Source organism: Saccharopolyspora sp. NPDC000995 (assembly GCF_053599315.1).
The window spans coordinates 52,316-66,154 of the sequence record NZ_JBSFLZ010000004.1 but is presented as its reverse complement, the minus strand read 5'-3'; the positions used below and the strand labels follow the sequence as shown (position 1 = coordinate 66,154).

The following is a 13,839-nucleotide window of genomic DNA, read 5'->3' as shown; positions in this document are numbered from 1 at the left end:
TGAACCCGTGGACGATGCCTGATGGGTGTCGGCCGGAGTGGATCAAAAGCCGAGTTGATCGTGCACGTGGGTGACGTTAACGGTGGTGGCGTCTTCGTTCGTCAAGTGGACGTCAGGTTCAACGGCCCACGAGGTGGCACTCTGGGAGGCTTTGGTTATTCATCGGCGGAGACGGCAGTCCGGCGAGGCTGTTCTTTAATCCTGGCGGCATTCCGCCGGGTCAAGTGTTTTCGCTGCTCCGGTAAACCGGCGGATTCCGATGGGTGGCGCTCATCCCATTTACCTCAACCAGTATTACGCCAGTGATGCTGGATGGCGTGCCCGCATATTGTGGAGGAGGGAACGAAACGGCAGGCGCCCACATCATCTCCGGCGCAACCCCAGGCTGATTTTCCTGGACGCGTGGCCACTCGGCGGCCACGCGTCCTTTGATTCGTGGTGGGGCCGTGGTTGCGGATGTCTGGCGGATTTTTCATCCTGGCATGTCGGAGTAGGCGGTAGTTTGGTGTGGGTGCGCAATGGGCGCTACCCGACGAACGAGGAGGACGCAGATGTCACGGGTCGCGGCGATCGACTGCGGGACGAATTCGATCCGCCTGCTGGTGGCCGACGTGACCGCGCACGACGACGGTCGGCGCGATCTGCGCGACGTCTACCGCGGGATGCGGATCGTCCGGCTCGGGCAGGGCGTGGACGCCACCGGGCGGCTTGCCGACGAGGCGCTGGAGCGCACCCAGGCGGCGCTGGCGGAATACGCCGCGATCGCCGTTGGCAAGGGGGTCGAGCGGGTCCGAATGGTGGCTACCTCGGCCACCCGGGACGCGTCCAACCGCGCGGATTTCTTTGCCATGGTCCGGGAGACATTGGGGGTTGACGCCGAGGTCATCACCGGTGACGAGGAGGCGCGGCTGTCGTTCACCGGCGCGGTCGGCGACCTCGACCCGGAGGACGGACCGTTCGTCGTCACCGACATCGGCGGCGGCTCCACCGAGCTAGTCGTGGGCACCTGGGACGGCGTGCGCGCCGACATCGCAGCCGCGTACTCCGCCGACGTCGGCTGCGTGCGGCTGACCGAGCGCTGCCTGCGCAGCGACCCGCCTACCGACGAGGAGGTCCGGGAGGCCGAGAAGGTGGCCCGGCAGACCCTCGACGACGCGTTCGCGGCGGTGGACTGTTCGGGCGCGCGCACCTGGGTCGGGGTGGCCGGCACGGTGACGACCTTGTCCGCAATCGCACAGCGACTGCCCGAATATGATCCGGCGGCAATTCATCTTTCCCATGTTTCCCAGATTCGAGTCGAACAGATTACCGACGATCTTCTTCGGATGACGCATGCCGAACGCGCCGCAATCGGCGCCATGCACCCGGGTCGAGTGGATGTGATCGGCGGCGGTGCGCTGGTCGTGAAGGTGCTGGCAGACGAATTGGCGGAGCGCGCAGGCATTTCCGCCATTACTGTCAGTGAGCACGACATACTGGACGGTATAGCACTGTCTATCAGCTAGTTCTCGGGATGTGGACGCCCGATACCACCTTTTGGGTGAATAGTAGACTTGAACGATTCAGAAAGTGACGGCTTTGTGACGGGGCATTGCTGTGAAATGGTTCTCACTTATGTTTACGCTCATCTGACGCGGCGGTGAATGATCCGCCGCGCGTGATGACCCCGGAAATCAACACCTGGGGCACGCGTGGAAGCGGGAGGACCTACATGCGAAAGGGACGCTTGGCCGCAATGGTCGCCGCCCCGCTGGCGGTGGCGATGATCGTCACCGGCTGCGGTGGAGGCGGCAGCGGCTCCGGAGACGACGGCATCGTTACCCTCGACTGGGGCGAGCCGGAGAACCCTCTGGTCCCGGCGAACACCACCGAGGAAAACGGTGGCTTCGTCATCAACGCCCTGTTCACCGGCCTGGTCGACTACCGGGCCAGTGATCTGAAGGTGGAGAACGCGGTCGCGGACTCGATCGAGTCCACCGACCACCAGAACTACACGATCAAGCTGAAGCCGGGCTGGACGTTCCACGACGGGACCCCGGTCAAGGCCAAGAACTTCGTGGACGCCTGGAACTACAACGCATACGGTCCGAACGGCCTCCAAGGCGCTAGCTTCTTCGAGCAGATCGACGGCTACGACCAGATGCAGTCCGAGGACCCGGACGGCAAGGACGGGCCGCAGCAGGCCCCGCCGCCGGCGGCCAAGGAGCTGTCCGGCCTCAAGGTCGTCGACGACAACACCTTCACCGTCAGGTTGAAGGCGCCGTTCACGATCTTCCCGGTCGTGTTGGGCTACTCCGCCTACATGCCGCTGCCGGACTCGTTCTTCAAGGACCCGAAGGCCTTCGAGGAGCACCCGATCGGCAACGGGCCGTTCAAGTTCGAGTCCCGCGTTCCGAACCAGGAGCTGAACGTCACCGCGTACGAGAACTACGCGGGGACCAACAAGCCGACCATCAAGGGCGCCAAGTTCAAGGTCTACGAGCAGCTCGACAGCGCCTACCAGGACCTGACCGCGGGCAATCTGGACTTCCTGCGGGCGATCCCGGTCTCCGCGCTGATCGGTGACAAGTGGAAGCAGGACCTCGGCGAGCGCGCCCACCAGAAGCCGGGTCTGCTGACTCAGACGCTGGGCTTCCCGCTCTACGACCCGAAGTTCAAGAACCCCTTGCTGCGCAAAGCGATCTCGATGTCCATCGACCGAAAGACGATCACCCAGCAGGTGTTCGCCGGTGGTCGAGACCCGGCGGACGGCTTCGCCACCGCGGCGGTCGACGGCTACCGCCCGAACCAGTGCGGCGAGGCCTGCGAGTTCAACCCGGAGAAGGCCAAGCAGTACCTGCAGCAGGCGGGTGGCTTCCAGGGCGTGCTGACCGTCGAGACCAACGGCGACGGCGGCCACAACGAGTGGGTGCAGGCGGTGGCCGCGAGCATCAAGCAGAACCTCGGCATCGAGACGCAGTTCGTCCCGACCCCGACGTTCGGCGAGTTCCGGCAGAAGGCCAACGGATACAAGTTCAGCGGCCTGTTCCGGACCGGTTGGAAGGCCGACTACCCGAACATCGAGACCTTCCTGACCCAGCTGTACCGCACGAACGCGTCGTCGAACGATTACAAGTACAGCAACCCGGCGTTCGACGCGGCGCTGGACAAGGCGAACGCGGCTCCCACCATCGAGGCGGCCACCGCTGCCTACGCCGATGCGGAGAAGCTGCTGGCCGACGACATGCCGCTGATCCCGCTGTGGACGCAGCCGGTGCAGTACGGCTTCTCGGAGCGGATCGCTGAAGGTGAGGTCAAGGCTTACCGTGAACTTGACCTGACCACGGTGCGCCTGAAGCAGTAAGAACCGAGCCGGAGCCCGGCCCGCCGTGATCCGGCGGGCCGGGCCCTGCATTGGCTGTGATTAGGAGGCCCGAATGGGTCGCTACATGTTGCGGCGGCTGCTGCAACTGATCCCGGTCTTCATCGGGACAACTCTGATCATCTACTTGCTCGTCTGGGCGATCCCGGGTGACCCGTTCGCGGGAAAGTGCGGGGACCGCGGCTGTCCGCCCGCCTACATCGCCGAGATGCACGAGAAGTACAACCTGGACGATCCGTTGATCGTTCAATACTTCAAGTACCTCGGGAAGCTCCTAACGGGTGATTTCGGGGAGACCTACGCGGGCATCCAGATCAGCACGCTGATCCAGAACGCCTACCCGACCACCATCAAGCTCGCCGTCGTCGCGCTGGTCATCGAGGGCGTTATCGGCCTGGCGGCCGGCATCCTGACCGGCCTGCGCGGCCGCGGATTCCTGGACAACCTGGTCCTGGTGTCCACCCTGTTCCTGATCTCGCTGCCGGTGTTCGTCACCGGTTTCGTGCTGCAGATCACCCTGGGCAGCGAACTAGGTATCATCAAACCAACGGTCAGCGCGAACCCGTCGATCGGGGAGCTGATCGTGCCCGGCTTCGTGCTCGGCTCGCTGTCCATGGCCTACGTGGCGCGGCTGACCAGGACCGCCATGATGGAGAACCGCCACGCGGACTTCGTCCGAACCGCGGTCGCCAAGGGGCTGGAACCCAAGCGCGTGGTCGGCGTGCACCTGCTGCGGAACTCGTTGATCCCGGTGATCACCTTCCTGGGCACCGACCTCGGCACGCTGATGGGTGGCGCGATCGTGACCGAGGGCGTGTTCAACATCCACGGCATCGGCGGCCTGGTCTTCAAGTCGATCCTGACCAAGGAAGGCGCCACGGTGACCGGGATCGTCACCCTGCTGGTGCTGGTTTACCTGCTGATGAACCTGCTCGTGGACATCCTCTACGCGGTTCTCGACCCGAGGATCCGATATGACTGACCAAAGTGCTTCCAGCCTGGTCACCGGCCCGGCCGTGGAACCGGAGGGGCCGGCCCCCTCGACCAACGGGGGCAAGTCCCAGAAGCCCCGCGGCCTCTGGGGCGACGCGTGGCTTGACCTGCGGCGCCGCCCGCTGTTCATCGCGGCGTCGCTGATCATCCTGGTGCTGCTGTTCATCGCGGCGTTCCCGGGAATGTTCACTTCGGTAGACCCGTCGTGGACGAACCTCTCCAAATCCAGGCAGCCGCCTTCCGCCGAGGCCTGGTTCGGCTACGACAACCTCGGACGGGACATCTTTGCCCGCGCGATCTACGGCACCCGCGCATCAATCGCGGTGGGCGTGCTGTCGACGCTGCTGACCGTGCTGTTCGGCGGTGCCGTCGGCATCGTCGCCGGCTTCTCCGGTGGTTGGGTGGACAACCTGCTGTCCAGGTTCTCCGAGATCTTCCTGGGCCTGCCGTTCGTGCTGGGCGCGATCGTCATCCTGACCACCTTCAACGCCGAGGTTGCCATTCCCAGCGCGACGCGGATCGTCGGCCAGGTCGTGCTGACTATCGCGGTGCTGTCCTGGCCGATCTCGATGCGCATCATGCGCTCGGCGGCGATCTCGGCGAAACAGCAGGACTACGTGAAGGCGGCGCGGGCGCTCGGCGCCAGCGCGCCGCGGATCATCCTGCGGCACATGCTGCCGAACTGCCTCGCGCCGGTGCTGGTGTACTCGACGATCGCGCTGGGCGGCTTCATCGGTGCCGAGGCGACGCTGTCGTTCCTGGGCATCGGGTTGCGCGACCCGGTCGTGTCGTGGGGCGTGATGATCGCCGAGTCGCGCTTCTACATCCAGGCGGCGCCGCACCTGCTGTTCTTCCCGGCCGGGTTCCTGGTGATCACGGTGCTGGCGTTCGTGATGCTCGGTGACGCCGTGCGCGACGCGCTCGACCCGAAGCAGAAGTAGGAGAAACCACTTTGTCTACTGTGGACAAGAAGGCTCCGGTGGAGCGGCTGCTGGAGGTCGACGACCTGCACGTGGAGTTCCGCACCAGGGACGGCGTGGCCAAGGTCCTCAACGGGGTGAGCTACCACGTCGCCGCCGGCGAAACCCTCGCCGTGCTCGGCGAATCCGGCTCCGGCAAGAGCGTCACCGCGCAGACCATCATGGGCATCCTCGACATCCCGCCCGGTGCGATCACCGGCGGGGCGATCCGGTACCAGGGCGAGAACCTGCTCACGGCGTCGGACAGCCGTCGCCGGGAGTTGCGCGGCGACTCGATGGCGATGATCTTCCAGGACGCGCTGTCCGCGCTGAATCCGGTCTACACCGTCGGATTCCAGATCGCCGAGCAGCTGCGGATGCGCCGCGGCATGTCCCGCAAGGCCGCCATGGCCAGGGCCGTCGAGCTGCTGGACCAGGTGAAGATCCCGAACGCCAAGCAGCGCGTGAAGGAGTACCCGCACCAGTTCTCCGGCGGCATGCGGCAGCGCGCGATGATCGCGATGTCGCTGGCGCTGGACCCGGAACTGCTCATCGCCGACGAGCCCACCACCGCGCTGGACGTCACGGTGCAGGCCCAGATCATGGACCTGCTCGACGAGCTGCGCCGGGAGCGCGGCATGGGGCTCATCCTGATCACCCATGATCTGGGCGTGGTCGCCGAGGTCGCGGACCGGATCGTGGTGATGTACGCGGGGCGGATCGTGGAGGCCGCGGACGCCTACTCCCTGTACAAGCAGCCGGGCCACCCGTACACGGAAGGCCTGATGCGGTCGATCCCGCGCCTGGACCTCAAGGGGCAGGAGCTGGAGACCATCAAGGGCCTGCCGCCGAACCTGCTCGCGGTGCCGCCGGGTTGCCCGTTCCACCCGCGCTGCCCGCGCGCCCAGCAACGCTGCCGGCAGGAGGTGCCGACCTACCACCAGTTGGGTCTGGGGCGGGCCAGCGCCTGCCACTTCGCGGAGGAGTTGATGACCCGTGGCTGAGCCGATCCTCCAGGTGCGGGACCTGGTCAAGCACTTCCCGGTCACCCAGGGCGTGCTGTTCAAGCGCACCATCGGCCACGTGCGGGCTGTTGATGGCGTGTCGTTCGACCTCAACCGGGGCGAAACGCTCGGCGTGGTGGGCGAGTCCGGCTGCGGCAAGTCGACCCTGGCGCAGGTGCTGATGCGGCTGGAGAAGCCGACCAGCGGCACTGCCCTGTTCGAGGGCCGCGACATGTTCAAGATGCGCGGCGCCGAGCTGCGCAAGCTGCGCCGCGACCTGCAGATCGTGTTGCAGGACCCGTACACCTCGCTGAACCCGCGGCGCACCGTGGGCGACATCATCGGGGAGCCCTTCGAGATTCACCCCGAGGTGGCGCCGAAGGGCGAGCGACGGCGGAAGGTGCAGGAACTGCTGGACGTGGTGGGGCTCAACCCGGAGCACATTCAGCGCTACCCGCACCAATTCTCCGGCGGTCAGCGGCAGCGCATCGGCATCGCTCGGGCGCTGGCGCTGCGTCCGAAGGTGATCATCTGCGACGAGCCGGTGTCCGCGCTCGACGTCTCGATCCAGGCGCAGGTGATGAACCTGCTCGGCGACCTGCAGCAGGAGTTCGGGCTGTCGTACGTGTTCATCGCCCACGACCTCGGGGTGGTCCGCCACCTGTCGGACCGGGTGGCGGTGATGTACCTCGGCAAGATCGTGGAGATCGGCTCCGACGAGCAGATTTACGAGCACCCGCAGCACCCGTACACGCAGGCGCTGCTGTCATCGGTGCCGGTGCCGGACCCGACGCTGCGCGGCAAGCGCGAGATCATCCGGCTGACGGGTGACGTGCCGAGCCCGGCGAATCCGCCGTCGGGCTGCCGCTTCCGCACCCGGTGCTGGAAGGCACAGGACATCTGCGCGGAGAAGGTTCCGGAGCTGCGGGTCCGCCTGGGCGACCATCCCTCGGCCTGCCACTTCGCCGAGGAACGCCCCCGCGTAATCTCCTGACGGGCGATTTTTTCGAGGTGAGGGGCACTTTTGAGCGGTATAGCCACCCCAGCGTGCCCCTCACCTCTCACCCGATCCGGTGGTTCAGGCGTCGAGTGCGCCGTCCTTGACGGAACACAGGAACGCCTGCCACTGGGCAGGAGTGACGGCTAAGCGCCCGCCGTCTCGATCCTTGGTGTCCCGAATCCCGACGGCGTCGAAACCAACACCGACCTCGACGCAGTTGCCGCCATTGCCGCCGCTTCGGCTGCTCTTGCGCCAGCCGACCTCGACGCAGTTGTCGTTGTGGGGGCTATAACTGGACTTCCGCCATCCGACCTCGACGCAGGTGCCTTGCCCCTGCGAGTACGAGGACTTTCTCCAGAGAATCGCTTCATCGCGCTGCATCCGTAGTCTCCAAAACGTCATCGCGCGAACTCGTCCGCGACGCGCAGGATGAACTTCTCGGACTCCACCGGGTCCAGCGCAGCCGCCACGAGCTGTTGCCACAGCAGAGTGTATGCGTGCACATCGTCTTGTCTGTCCAGGTAGCGGCCGTCAGTGAAGTCCTCGACGTAGACGAACTCAAGCGGACCGGCGTTGCCGGGCGACGGTACGCGGAAAAGCTTGAAGTCGTGCGTCGCACGCGGTGCTGTTGCTGCAGCGAACGGAAGAACCTGGATCTGAACGTTGCGGAGTCGCGCGATTTCTGCGGTGTGGTGGAGCTGCTTGATCATCAGATCCCGGTCACCTACAAGGCGACGAAGTGACGACTCAGACAGGACGAAGCTGACCTGCGGCGCTTTCGGCTTGGTCAAGACGGATTGGCGTTCCAGCCGTGCTTCCACGGCATCCTCAGTGGACTGATCACTGAGCTGCAGCCGTGCGGTGGTGAAAAGCGCGCGGATGTACTGCTCCGTTTGAAGCAAGCCTGGCACGATCTCGGTCTGGTATTGGAAGATCGCAGCGGCGTCGGCTTCGAGATCCACTGCCATGCGGAAGTACTTGGAGTACACGGACCGATAGCCTGACCATCGACCACGATCCTGGCTCCCGCGTGCCAGATCGAGCAGCTCGTCCAGGTCGATGGCGTTCGGTGCGCGCTGCTCGTACGCGTTCGCGAGCTTCTTCAACACATGCTGCGGCAGCGCGGTGTGGCCGCGTTCGATCCTGCTCATCGTGCTGTTGGTCTTCCCGATGAGCTTGCCCGCGGCATCGAGGTCGAGACCGGTCTGCTCCCGCGCGTGACGCAAGAGATGACCTACGAGCAGTCGCCGGACAGTCGGTGTTGGCATGCCGTAGAGCATCGCATTTGATCTGTGCTCCGCAGCGTAACCCGTTCGCATGGTTGTTGATCGTTTAGCTTGCGCCCCATGAGACTCGTCAATCACAGTAAAGTGGGATTGCAACAAGTCGGGAGAGCGATGTTTGGAAAGGCTTGTGTGGAGTGGTTTTGGCGGCCTGTGGGGGTTGGGCGGCACGCCTTTGGCGTGGCCGCGAAGCGGGCCGAGCCGCATGCGCGCGTGACATCTTTCTGCGGGGTTGAGGTGGAGGCGTGGCAGGTGCAGCGGTTGCCTCCCGAGGCGGAGTGGATCGACGAGGACACCTGCATGGACTGCTGGCGCCGCATCAGCTCGCGGTGGGCCACGGGGTCGTGAGTGCGAGATCCGGTTCTTACCGGTTTCCGCACTCACGACCCCTGACCGGCGCGAACTCAACCGATGGCAATGAGGAGAAATCATGTTCTGGCTTCAGGTGAGCACTCTTGTCCTGGTCAACGTGCTGATCGCGAGCATGCTGCTCATCCGGGCTCCGCGTGCGCAGCACGGCGGTGCCGGTGAGGGTGCGTTGAATGTGTGGCAGCTGATCGAGGACGTCGAGGCGGAGCGACAACGGGAAGCCTTGGCCATCGGGCGACATCACCTCGATACCGAGACCCTTGCGCGTCTGCGCATCTGACCGCGAGACCTGGTCCGGCGCATCCCCTCCCTCGCCGGACCTCATGGTGGCCGGGCGCTCCGCCCCCGACCCGGCGCCCGGCCACCCCCGGAGGGACCGTTGCGCCCGGCTCCGCTCGTGAGTGCTTTGGGCTGCTACAGCAACCCAAAGTGCTCACGGCACCCGGGGATCAGCTGAGCGGGCGGAGGCCTGCGTAGAGGACCGCTAGTTCGTGCGCCGGGCGTTGCTCGGCCACGGCGCGGCGGTACATGTTCAGGGCTCCCACGATCAGCGATCGGACCTCGGCCGCCGTGACGTCGGCGCGGACCGCTCCCGCCTGTTGCGCGCGTTGCAGAAGCGTGCCGATGGCGCAGTCGAAGTCGCTTTCCCGGCAGGTCGTCCGCGGCTGCTGGCCCGTCGATTCCAGGGCGTCGCAGATGTCCTTGTTCAGCGCGGCGTACTCGATTACCCGCTGGAAGTAGTCGTAGAACGCCTGGCCGGGATCTTCGGCCGTCGCGTGGTCGCGGGCCTCCTCGACCATCCGCTGGATTCGCTCCGCCACGACCGCCTCGAAGAGCGCTTCCTTGGTGGGGAAGTGCCGGTAGACGGTGCCGGGCCCGACGCCGGCCCGGCGGGCGATGTCGTCCAGGGGGACGGCCAGGCCTTCGGCGGCGAACAGTTCCTGGGCCGCGGCCAGGACCCGTTCCCGGTTTCGCTGGGCGTCTGCGCGCAGCCGCTTTCCCGAGGCGTTCTTGGTCGTCACAAGTCGAGCCTACCGCTGCCGGTGGACAAACGGGGCGTGCGTTCCGTCTGTCGCCCGGAGATGCCGGGGCAGGCTGCCACGGACGGCGGGCTGGTGAGCGCGGTCAGGGCCGACGTGTCGCAGCCCCTGATCGCGCTGGAGGACATCGGCGCGTTCGCCGCGCTGTCCTTCGAGAATCCCGACGAGTACGTCGCCCGGAGAGTGGAGATCGCCGGGGATTCGTTGACGCCGCCGGAGATCGCCGCCGCGCTGTCCCGGGCGACCGGCCGGGAACTCCGCCACGTCGAACTGCCGCTGGAGCCCCTGCGCGAGCAGAACTCGGTCCTCTGCAGCGCATACTCCGCGATCAACGAGCTGTACCTGTCGGTGGACATCCCGGCCCTGCGCCGAGTCCACCCGGGACTGATGACCTTCGAAACCTGGCTCGCCAAGAAGTCCTGACCTGCTCTGCCGAGGCGAAGGACGCCCTCGGGCGGCTTGCTCGACCCGAGGCGAAAACTTCGCGTGCGCTCACATGGTGAGGATGCGGTTGCCGAAGTTCTCCGCGTACTCGACGACGAACCCCGGCGGCAGCGCGGCGCCGAGGCGCTTGGCCAGGGTGAGCCCGGTGCGCCGGAAGTTCAGCGCGGCATCCTCGGAGGAGAACGCCGAGTCAGGCGGGTAGTTCTGGTCGAGGATGCCCTGGTAGTCGTGGTCCCAGCGGGCGATGTCCAGCAGCAGGTCGGCCGGGAGGTCGAGCACATCGCGGATCTCCTCCGGCAGGTAGTTCGCGGCGACCGCCTCTGGGCCGAAGCGGACCCAGAACGGCCCGGCTCCCCATTCGGCGCCGAGCCGGACGCTGGTCGGGCGGCTTCCCGCCGGAGGCCACTGCGAACCGTCGACGCGGGCCAGCGGCTCGGGATGCGCGGAGATCACATAACCGCTGGCGGCGATGCTGAGTGCGACAGGAATCGGCTTGCCGCCGAATTCGACGACGTAGGTCGGACGGTTGTGGCCGACAACCCGGGCCGCCTCGGTTCCGCTGGTCGCGACGTGCATGACCAGCTTGTTGATCAGGTCGCCGCTGACGCCGCACCGCGCGAAGTCCTCGCCGTGGCGGTTTCTGATCAAATCCGCGCCTGATTCAGTCATCGTCCCGTTCTCTGTCCGCCGCGCCAGCCTGGATTATTTCCTTGTAATATCTTACCCGGACGCTCGGTCCGAGTTCGGCGGCCAGTTTTTCCGCCAGTCGCCTCCCGCGCTCCTCCCAGCGAACTTCCGCTTCTTCGCTGGGGAATTCCGCTGAAGCGGGGTCGGCCGGATCCCAGATCTGCTGGAATTCGTCGTCCCACTGGTCCAGTTCGGCGACCAGTTCCACGGATACGCCGAAATTCTCCGCCAGGTCTTCGGGATCGGCGTTGTCCTCGAAGCGATCCGCGCTGGTGGTGACCCAGAGCGGACCCGTTCGCCATTCCGGCGAGATGCGCACCGAGAGCAGAGTTTCGGCTTGATCCATCGTTAATATCCCCGGTGGTTCGGATCGGTCTCTGATTTGGGATCTTTCTGGGCGCCTTTGAACGGATCATCGCCGCTTCTCATATTGGCTCCGACGATGAATCCATTGCTTCCGACGCTTACCGCGACGTACTGCTTCTGGCCGTTGTGCTCGACCTCGTAAATCGGGCGGCCGGGTGCTTTTCCCTGGGTGTACCCGGTGTACTCGCCTTCCGTGGCCGCTTTGTGAACGAAATCCGGCACTTCTTCCTTGGGGATCCCGGCTTGCTCGAACTGGCTCCCGTGCTCTTCATAGATGTGCTCCAGCCCGGCCCCGCGCTTGCCACCTTTGCCCTCTTCGAGGAAGACGATCTTGCCGTTGGGGTCCTTGCCGATCTCCACGACCCGGTCCGCGCTGACCTTGATCCCCTGCGCCTGGGCTTCCTCGATGAGGGCCTGCTTCTGCTGGGCCTTGGGATCGGTCTTCGCCGGGTCGGAGGGATCGGTCGAGTTGGTGGATTGATCGCCCTGTTCGGCCCGACCCTTGTCGGCGTATTCCTTGGTGGCCCTGATGGCGCTCTTGGCGCCCTTGCCGGCGTCGACGTTGCCGACCTTGGTCGGCTGGTGTTTCCTGCCCCTGGGGTTTCCGCCGGGGCCGTCCGGGGTTTTGGTGCTGTGCAGCCCGAACCAAACGGCGAGGGCGAGGAATGTGAGGAATCGCATCGCGCCCGCCTAATCGTTGAGCAGCTGGTTGAGGTTGGTCAGGCTGGTGATCAGGGCGGTGGTGTAGGTGAAGATGCGCGCGGCCCACTTGACCACCGCGGCGGCGATCTGTGCGGCGACCACCGGGATGGTGACCACGAAGATCGCCTCGACCGCCCACACGATCACCCTGGCCACCAGGTCGGCGATCAGGTCGCGAACAATTTCGCGGGTCTGCTCCACCAAACCGCCCGCGCCCTGGGTGGCCTCCGCCATCGCCGCGGAGATCGCGGCCAGCCCCCCGACGGCCTCTACGTTGTTGCCCATCAGGCGGCGGTAGGCGTCTGCGGCCTCGCCGTGCCAGCTGGAGACGTCCGCCTCGACGCTCGCGCGCAGGTCCTCAGCCATGGACCCGAGTTCTTGGGCCATGTTGGTCCACGTCGAGGCGTGCGACATGACTACGTCCGGCTTGCCGGTCAGCTCGTCCAGGATCTCGCGCAGCGGCTCGAAGTACTCCATGGCCCAGCCCAGGCCGTTGGACAGCAGTGCGCTGAACGGGTCCAGCGCGCTCGCCGCGACCTCGATCGCCAGGCCCGTGCCGGCCAGCAGGTCGTCGACCCAGCCCTCGCTCTTGATCGCATCGACTAGGCCCTCGATGCTGTCGGCCAGCCCGGCGCCGGTCCATGCCTCGCGGGACGACTCGACGGGGGCGACCAGTGAGTTGTCGGTCATGGCATGCCCTCGCCTGCGGAGCGGATCAGGTCGGCGTGGTCCTTGTCGAGGGACTCGTAGTAGTCGGCGGTGTCGCGCAGCGCTGCGGCGGCGAGTTCGAGGTTCTCCGCCACGTACGCGATCAGTTCGTCCTGGTCGGCGTGCCGTTCCTCCAGCACGCCGGAAATCCACCCGCACAGCAGTCCGTACGCCTGGTCGTCCTGCGTGATGTGCGAGCTGGCGGATCTCACCGCGCCGAACCGCGCCTGGATCTCCGACACCTTGCTTGCGTGGGCGCGCAACTGGTCGGCGTCGACGTTGTAGCCGTCGCCCATGTCACCACCGCCGCTCGTCGAGGTAGGAGTGCGTCTCGTAGTCCTGGTCGTCATCGCCGGGAGCGGCTGCGCTTTCCGGGACCGGATCGCTGCGCAGGTGCTGCCCGACGCTGTCCGCGATCGCCCGCGCCGCCGGGGATTCGGTGCCCACCGTGTCGGCGATAATCTCCTGCGACCGGTCGGCGAGCTTGTTCTTGGCCTCGCCGAGGGTCGCCATGATCGTGCCAGCGACGACGTCCGGGCTCGTACGCTGCATCCGGTCGGTCAGCCGCAGGTCCACCAGCGCGCCGGTCGAGTCGATCGTGACCTCCGTCAGCCCGTTCGGATCGCTCGCGGTGACCCGCACTTCCTGCAGCCGTTCGCTCATCGCTCGGGTGTCGGCGGCCAGCTTGTCGATCCGGTCCTTCCAAGCGGCCAAGCGCTCGTGAGCGCTGTCCGGATCGAGGATGTTCCCCTCCATGTCCCTCCGATTCGCGTAAGGGCAGAGTGCCGAGATCGAATCTTAGACAGCGGAGCACCCATCTCGAGACGGAACTGAAGAATCGGTCAAACCAACGTTGTCGGTACAAATGCGCTCAGTCACGGTAGTGTTGCTGGGCGCTACGGCGCTCTTCGCGAGCCGACCGA

18 protein-coding genes are annotated in these 13,839 nt (G+C 65.9%); 9 read left to right on the top strand and 9 right to left on the bottom strand.

What is annotated here, in order from left to right; all coding sequences use genetic code 11:
• Positions 1-551 precede the first annotated feature (551 nt).
• The 6 genes from ACWDKQ_RS02990 (at position 552) to ACWDKQ_RS02965 (ending at position 7,311) form a co-directional block, all read left to right on the top strand.
• Entirely contained in the window at positions 552-1,505 is a 954-nt protein-coding gene (locus tag ACWDKQ_RS02990; protein ID WP_450137083.1) for a Ppx/GppA phosphatase family protein, read from the top strand.
• A gap of 206 nt (positions 1,506-1,711) precedes the next feature.
• A complete protein-coding gene (locus ACWDKQ_RS02985; protein ID WP_450137082.1) occupies positions 1,712-3,343 on the top strand; it encodes a peptide ABC transporter substrate-binding protein in 1,632 nt (543 codons plus the stop codon).
• Positions 3,344-3,416: 73 nt separating this feature from the next.
• The gene (locus tag ACWDKQ_RS02980) at positions 3,417-4,343 is read left to right on the top strand and encodes an ABC transporter permease (protein ID WP_450137081.1); all 927 of its coding nucleotides are present in this window, start codon (positions 3,417-3,419) and stop codon (positions 4,341-4,343) included.
• Positions 4,336-5,295 carry an ABC transporter permease gene (locus ACWDKQ_RS02975; protein WP_450137080.1) on the top strand — a complete coding sequence of 320 codons (960 nt, stop codon included), beginning with the start codon at positions 4,336-4,338 and terminating at the stop codon, positions 5,293-5,295. Before ACWDKQ_RS02980 ends, ACWDKQ_RS02975 begins: the two co-directional genes overlap by 8 nt.
• Positions 5,296-5,306: 11 nt before the next feature.
• The gene (locus tag ACWDKQ_RS02970; protein ID WP_450137079.1) at positions 5,307-6,317 is read left to right on the top strand and encodes an ABC transporter ATP-binding protein; all 1,011 of its coding nucleotides are present in this window, start codon (positions 5,307-5,309) and stop codon (positions 6,315-6,317) included.
• Entirely contained in the window at positions 6,310-7,311 is a 1,002-nt protein-coding gene (locus tag ACWDKQ_RS02965) for an ABC transporter ATP-binding protein (RefSeq protein WP_450137078.1), read from the top strand. The genes ACWDKQ_RS02970 and ACWDKQ_RS02965 overlap by 8 nt, the downstream gene beginning before the upstream one ends.
• A gap of 84 nt (positions 7,312-7,395) precedes the next feature.
• On the opposite strand, the gene ACWDKQ_RS02960 is transcribed toward ACWDKQ_RS02965, so the two are convergent.
• Both ACWDKQ_RS02960 and ACWDKQ_RS02955 read right to left on the bottom strand, forming a co-directional pair.
• Positions 7,396-7,698 carry a DUF397 domain-containing protein gene (locus ACWDKQ_RS02960; protein WP_450137077.1) on the bottom strand — a complete coding sequence of 101 codons (303 nt, stop codon included), beginning with the start codon at positions 7,696-7,698 and terminating at the stop codon, positions 7,396-7,398.
• A 17-nt stretch (positions 7,699-7,715) separates the two neighbouring features.
• Complete coding sequence (locus ACWDKQ_RS02955; RefSeq protein ID WP_450137076.1) at positions 7,716-8,807, bottom strand: helix-turn-helix domain-containing protein; 1,092 nt, start codon at positions 8,805-8,807, stop codon at positions 7,716-7,718.
• 6 nt (positions 8,808-8,813) lie between these two features.
• Here ACWDKQ_RS02955 and ACWDKQ_RS02950 point away from each other — a divergent pair, with 6 nt between their 5' ends.
• Both ACWDKQ_RS02950 and ACWDKQ_RS02945 read left to right on the top strand, forming a co-directional pair.
• The gene (locus tag ACWDKQ_RS02950) at positions 8,814-8,948 is read left to right on the top strand and encodes a hypothetical protein (RefSeq protein ID WP_450137075.1); all 135 of its coding nucleotides are present in this window, start codon (positions 8,814-8,816) and stop codon (positions 8,946-8,948) included.
• 82 nt (positions 8,949-9,030) lie between these two features.
• The gene (locus tag ACWDKQ_RS02945) at positions 9,031-9,249 is read left to right on the top strand and encodes a hypothetical protein (protein WP_450137074.1); all 219 of its coding nucleotides are present in this window, start codon (positions 9,031-9,033) and stop codon (positions 9,247-9,249) included.
• A gap of 169 nt (positions 9,250-9,418) precedes the next feature.
• Here the strand turns inward: ACWDKQ_RS02945 and ACWDKQ_RS02940 are convergent, their stop codons facing one another.
• Positions 9,419-9,991: a TetR/AcrR family transcriptional regulator gene (locus ACWDKQ_RS02940; RefSeq protein WP_450137073.1), complete on the bottom strand. Its 573-nt coding sequence runs from the start codon at positions 9,989-9,991 to the stop codon at positions 9,419-9,421.
• A gap of 36 nt (positions 9,992-10,027) precedes the next feature.
• On the opposite strand from ACWDKQ_RS02940, the gene ACWDKQ_RS02935 reads away from it, so the two are divergent.
• Positions 10,028-10,432: an NmrA family NAD(P)-binding protein gene (locus ACWDKQ_RS02935; RefSeq protein WP_450137072.1), complete on the top strand. Its 405-nt coding sequence runs from the start codon at positions 10,028-10,030 to the stop codon at positions 10,430-10,432.
• Between the two features lie 69 nt (positions 10,433-10,501).
• Here ACWDKQ_RS02935 and ACWDKQ_RS02930 read toward each other — a convergent pair whose 3' ends face one another.
• From ACWDKQ_RS02930 to ACWDKQ_RS02905, 6 genes are read right to left on the bottom strand one after another with little or no spacing between them, the layout of a single operon-like run.
• Entirely contained in the window at positions 10,502-11,122 is a 621-nt protein-coding gene (locus tag ACWDKQ_RS02930; protein ID WP_450137071.1) for a hypothetical protein, read from the bottom strand.
• A complete protein-coding gene (locus tag ACWDKQ_RS02925) occupies positions 11,115-11,486 on the bottom strand; it encodes a hypothetical protein (protein ID WP_450137070.1) in 372 nt (123 codons plus the stop codon). Before ACWDKQ_RS02925 ends, ACWDKQ_RS02930 begins: the two co-directional genes overlap by 8 nt.
• Before the next feature lie 2 nt (positions 11,487-11,488).
• Positions 11,489-12,187, bottom strand: coding sequence for a hypothetical protein (locus tag ACWDKQ_RS02920; RefSeq protein WP_450137069.1), 699 nt, complete (start codon positions 12,185-12,187; stop codon positions 11,489-11,491).
• Positions 12,188-12,196: 9 nt separating this feature from the next.
• Positions 12,197-12,898 (bottom strand): WXG100 family type VII secretion target, encoded by a 702-nt coding sequence (locus ACWDKQ_RS02915; protein WP_450137068.1) that lies wholly within the window; start codon positions 12,896-12,898, stop codon positions 12,197-12,199.
• Positions 12,895-13,212 (bottom strand): type VII secretion target, encoded by a 318-nt coding sequence (locus ACWDKQ_RS02910; protein ID WP_450137067.1) that lies wholly within the window; start codon positions 13,210-13,212, stop codon positions 12,895-12,897. Before ACWDKQ_RS02910 ends, ACWDKQ_RS02915 begins: the two co-directional genes overlap by 4 nt.
• A 1-nt stretch (position 13,213) precedes the next feature.
• Positions 13,214-13,672: a YbaB/EbfC family nucleoid-associated protein gene (locus tag ACWDKQ_RS02905; RefSeq protein ID WP_450137066.1), complete on the bottom strand. Its 459-nt coding sequence runs from the start codon at positions 13,670-13,672 to the stop codon at positions 13,214-13,216.
• Positions 13,673-13,839 lie beyond the last annotated feature (167 nt).

Coding starts and splice junctions, on each gene's coding strand:
- ACWDKQ_RS02925 (WP_450137070.1), bottom strand. CDS start 11,486: ATGGATCAAGCCGAAACTCTGCTCTCGGTGCGCATCTCGCCGGAATGG.
- ACWDKQ_RS02990 (WP_450137083.1), top strand. CDS start 552: ATGTCACGGGTCGCGGCGATCGACTGCGGGACGAATTCGATCCGCCTG.
- ACWDKQ_RS02920 (WP_450137069.1), bottom strand. CDS start 12,187: ATGCGATTCCTCACATTCCTCGCCCTCGCCGTTTGGTTCGGGCTGCAC.
- ACWDKQ_RS02955 (WP_450137076.1), bottom strand. CDS start 8,807: ATGCGGCTCGGCCCGCTTCGCGGCCACGCCAAAGGCGTGCCGCCCAAC.
- ACWDKQ_RS02975 (WP_450137080.1), top strand. CDS start 4,336: ATGACTGACCAAAGTGCTTCCAGCCTGGTCACCGGCCCGGCCGTGGAA.
- ACWDKQ_RS02915 (WP_450137068.1), bottom strand. CDS start 12,898: ATGACCGACAACTCACTGGTCGCCCCCGTCGAGTCGTCCCGCGAGGCA.
- ACWDKQ_RS02905 (WP_450137066.1), bottom strand. CDS start 13,672: ATGGAGGGGAACATCCTCGATCCGGACAGCGCTCACGAGCGCTTGGCC.
- ACWDKQ_RS02980 (WP_450137081.1), top strand. CDS start 3,417: ATGGGTCGCTACATGTTGCGGCGGCTGCTGCAACTGATCCCGGTCTTC.
- ACWDKQ_RS02985 (WP_450137082.1), top strand. CDS start 1,712: ATGCGAAAGGGACGCTTGGCCGCAATGGTCGCCGCCCCGCTGGCGGTG.
- ACWDKQ_RS02945 (WP_450137074.1), top strand. CDS start 9,031: ATGTTCTGGCTTCAGGTGAGCACTCTTGTCCTGGTCAACGTGCTGATC.
- ACWDKQ_RS02960 (WP_450137077.1), bottom strand. CDS start 7,698: ATGCAGCGCGATGAAGCGATTCTCTGGAGAAAGTCCTCGTACTCGCAG.
- ACWDKQ_RS02930 (WP_450137071.1), bottom strand. CDS start 11,122: ATGACTGAATCAGGCGCGGATTTGATCAGAAACCGCCACGGCGAGGAC.
- ACWDKQ_RS02910 (WP_450137067.1), bottom strand. CDS start 13,212: ATGGGCGACGGCTACAACGTCGACGCCGACCAGTTGCGCGCCCACGCA.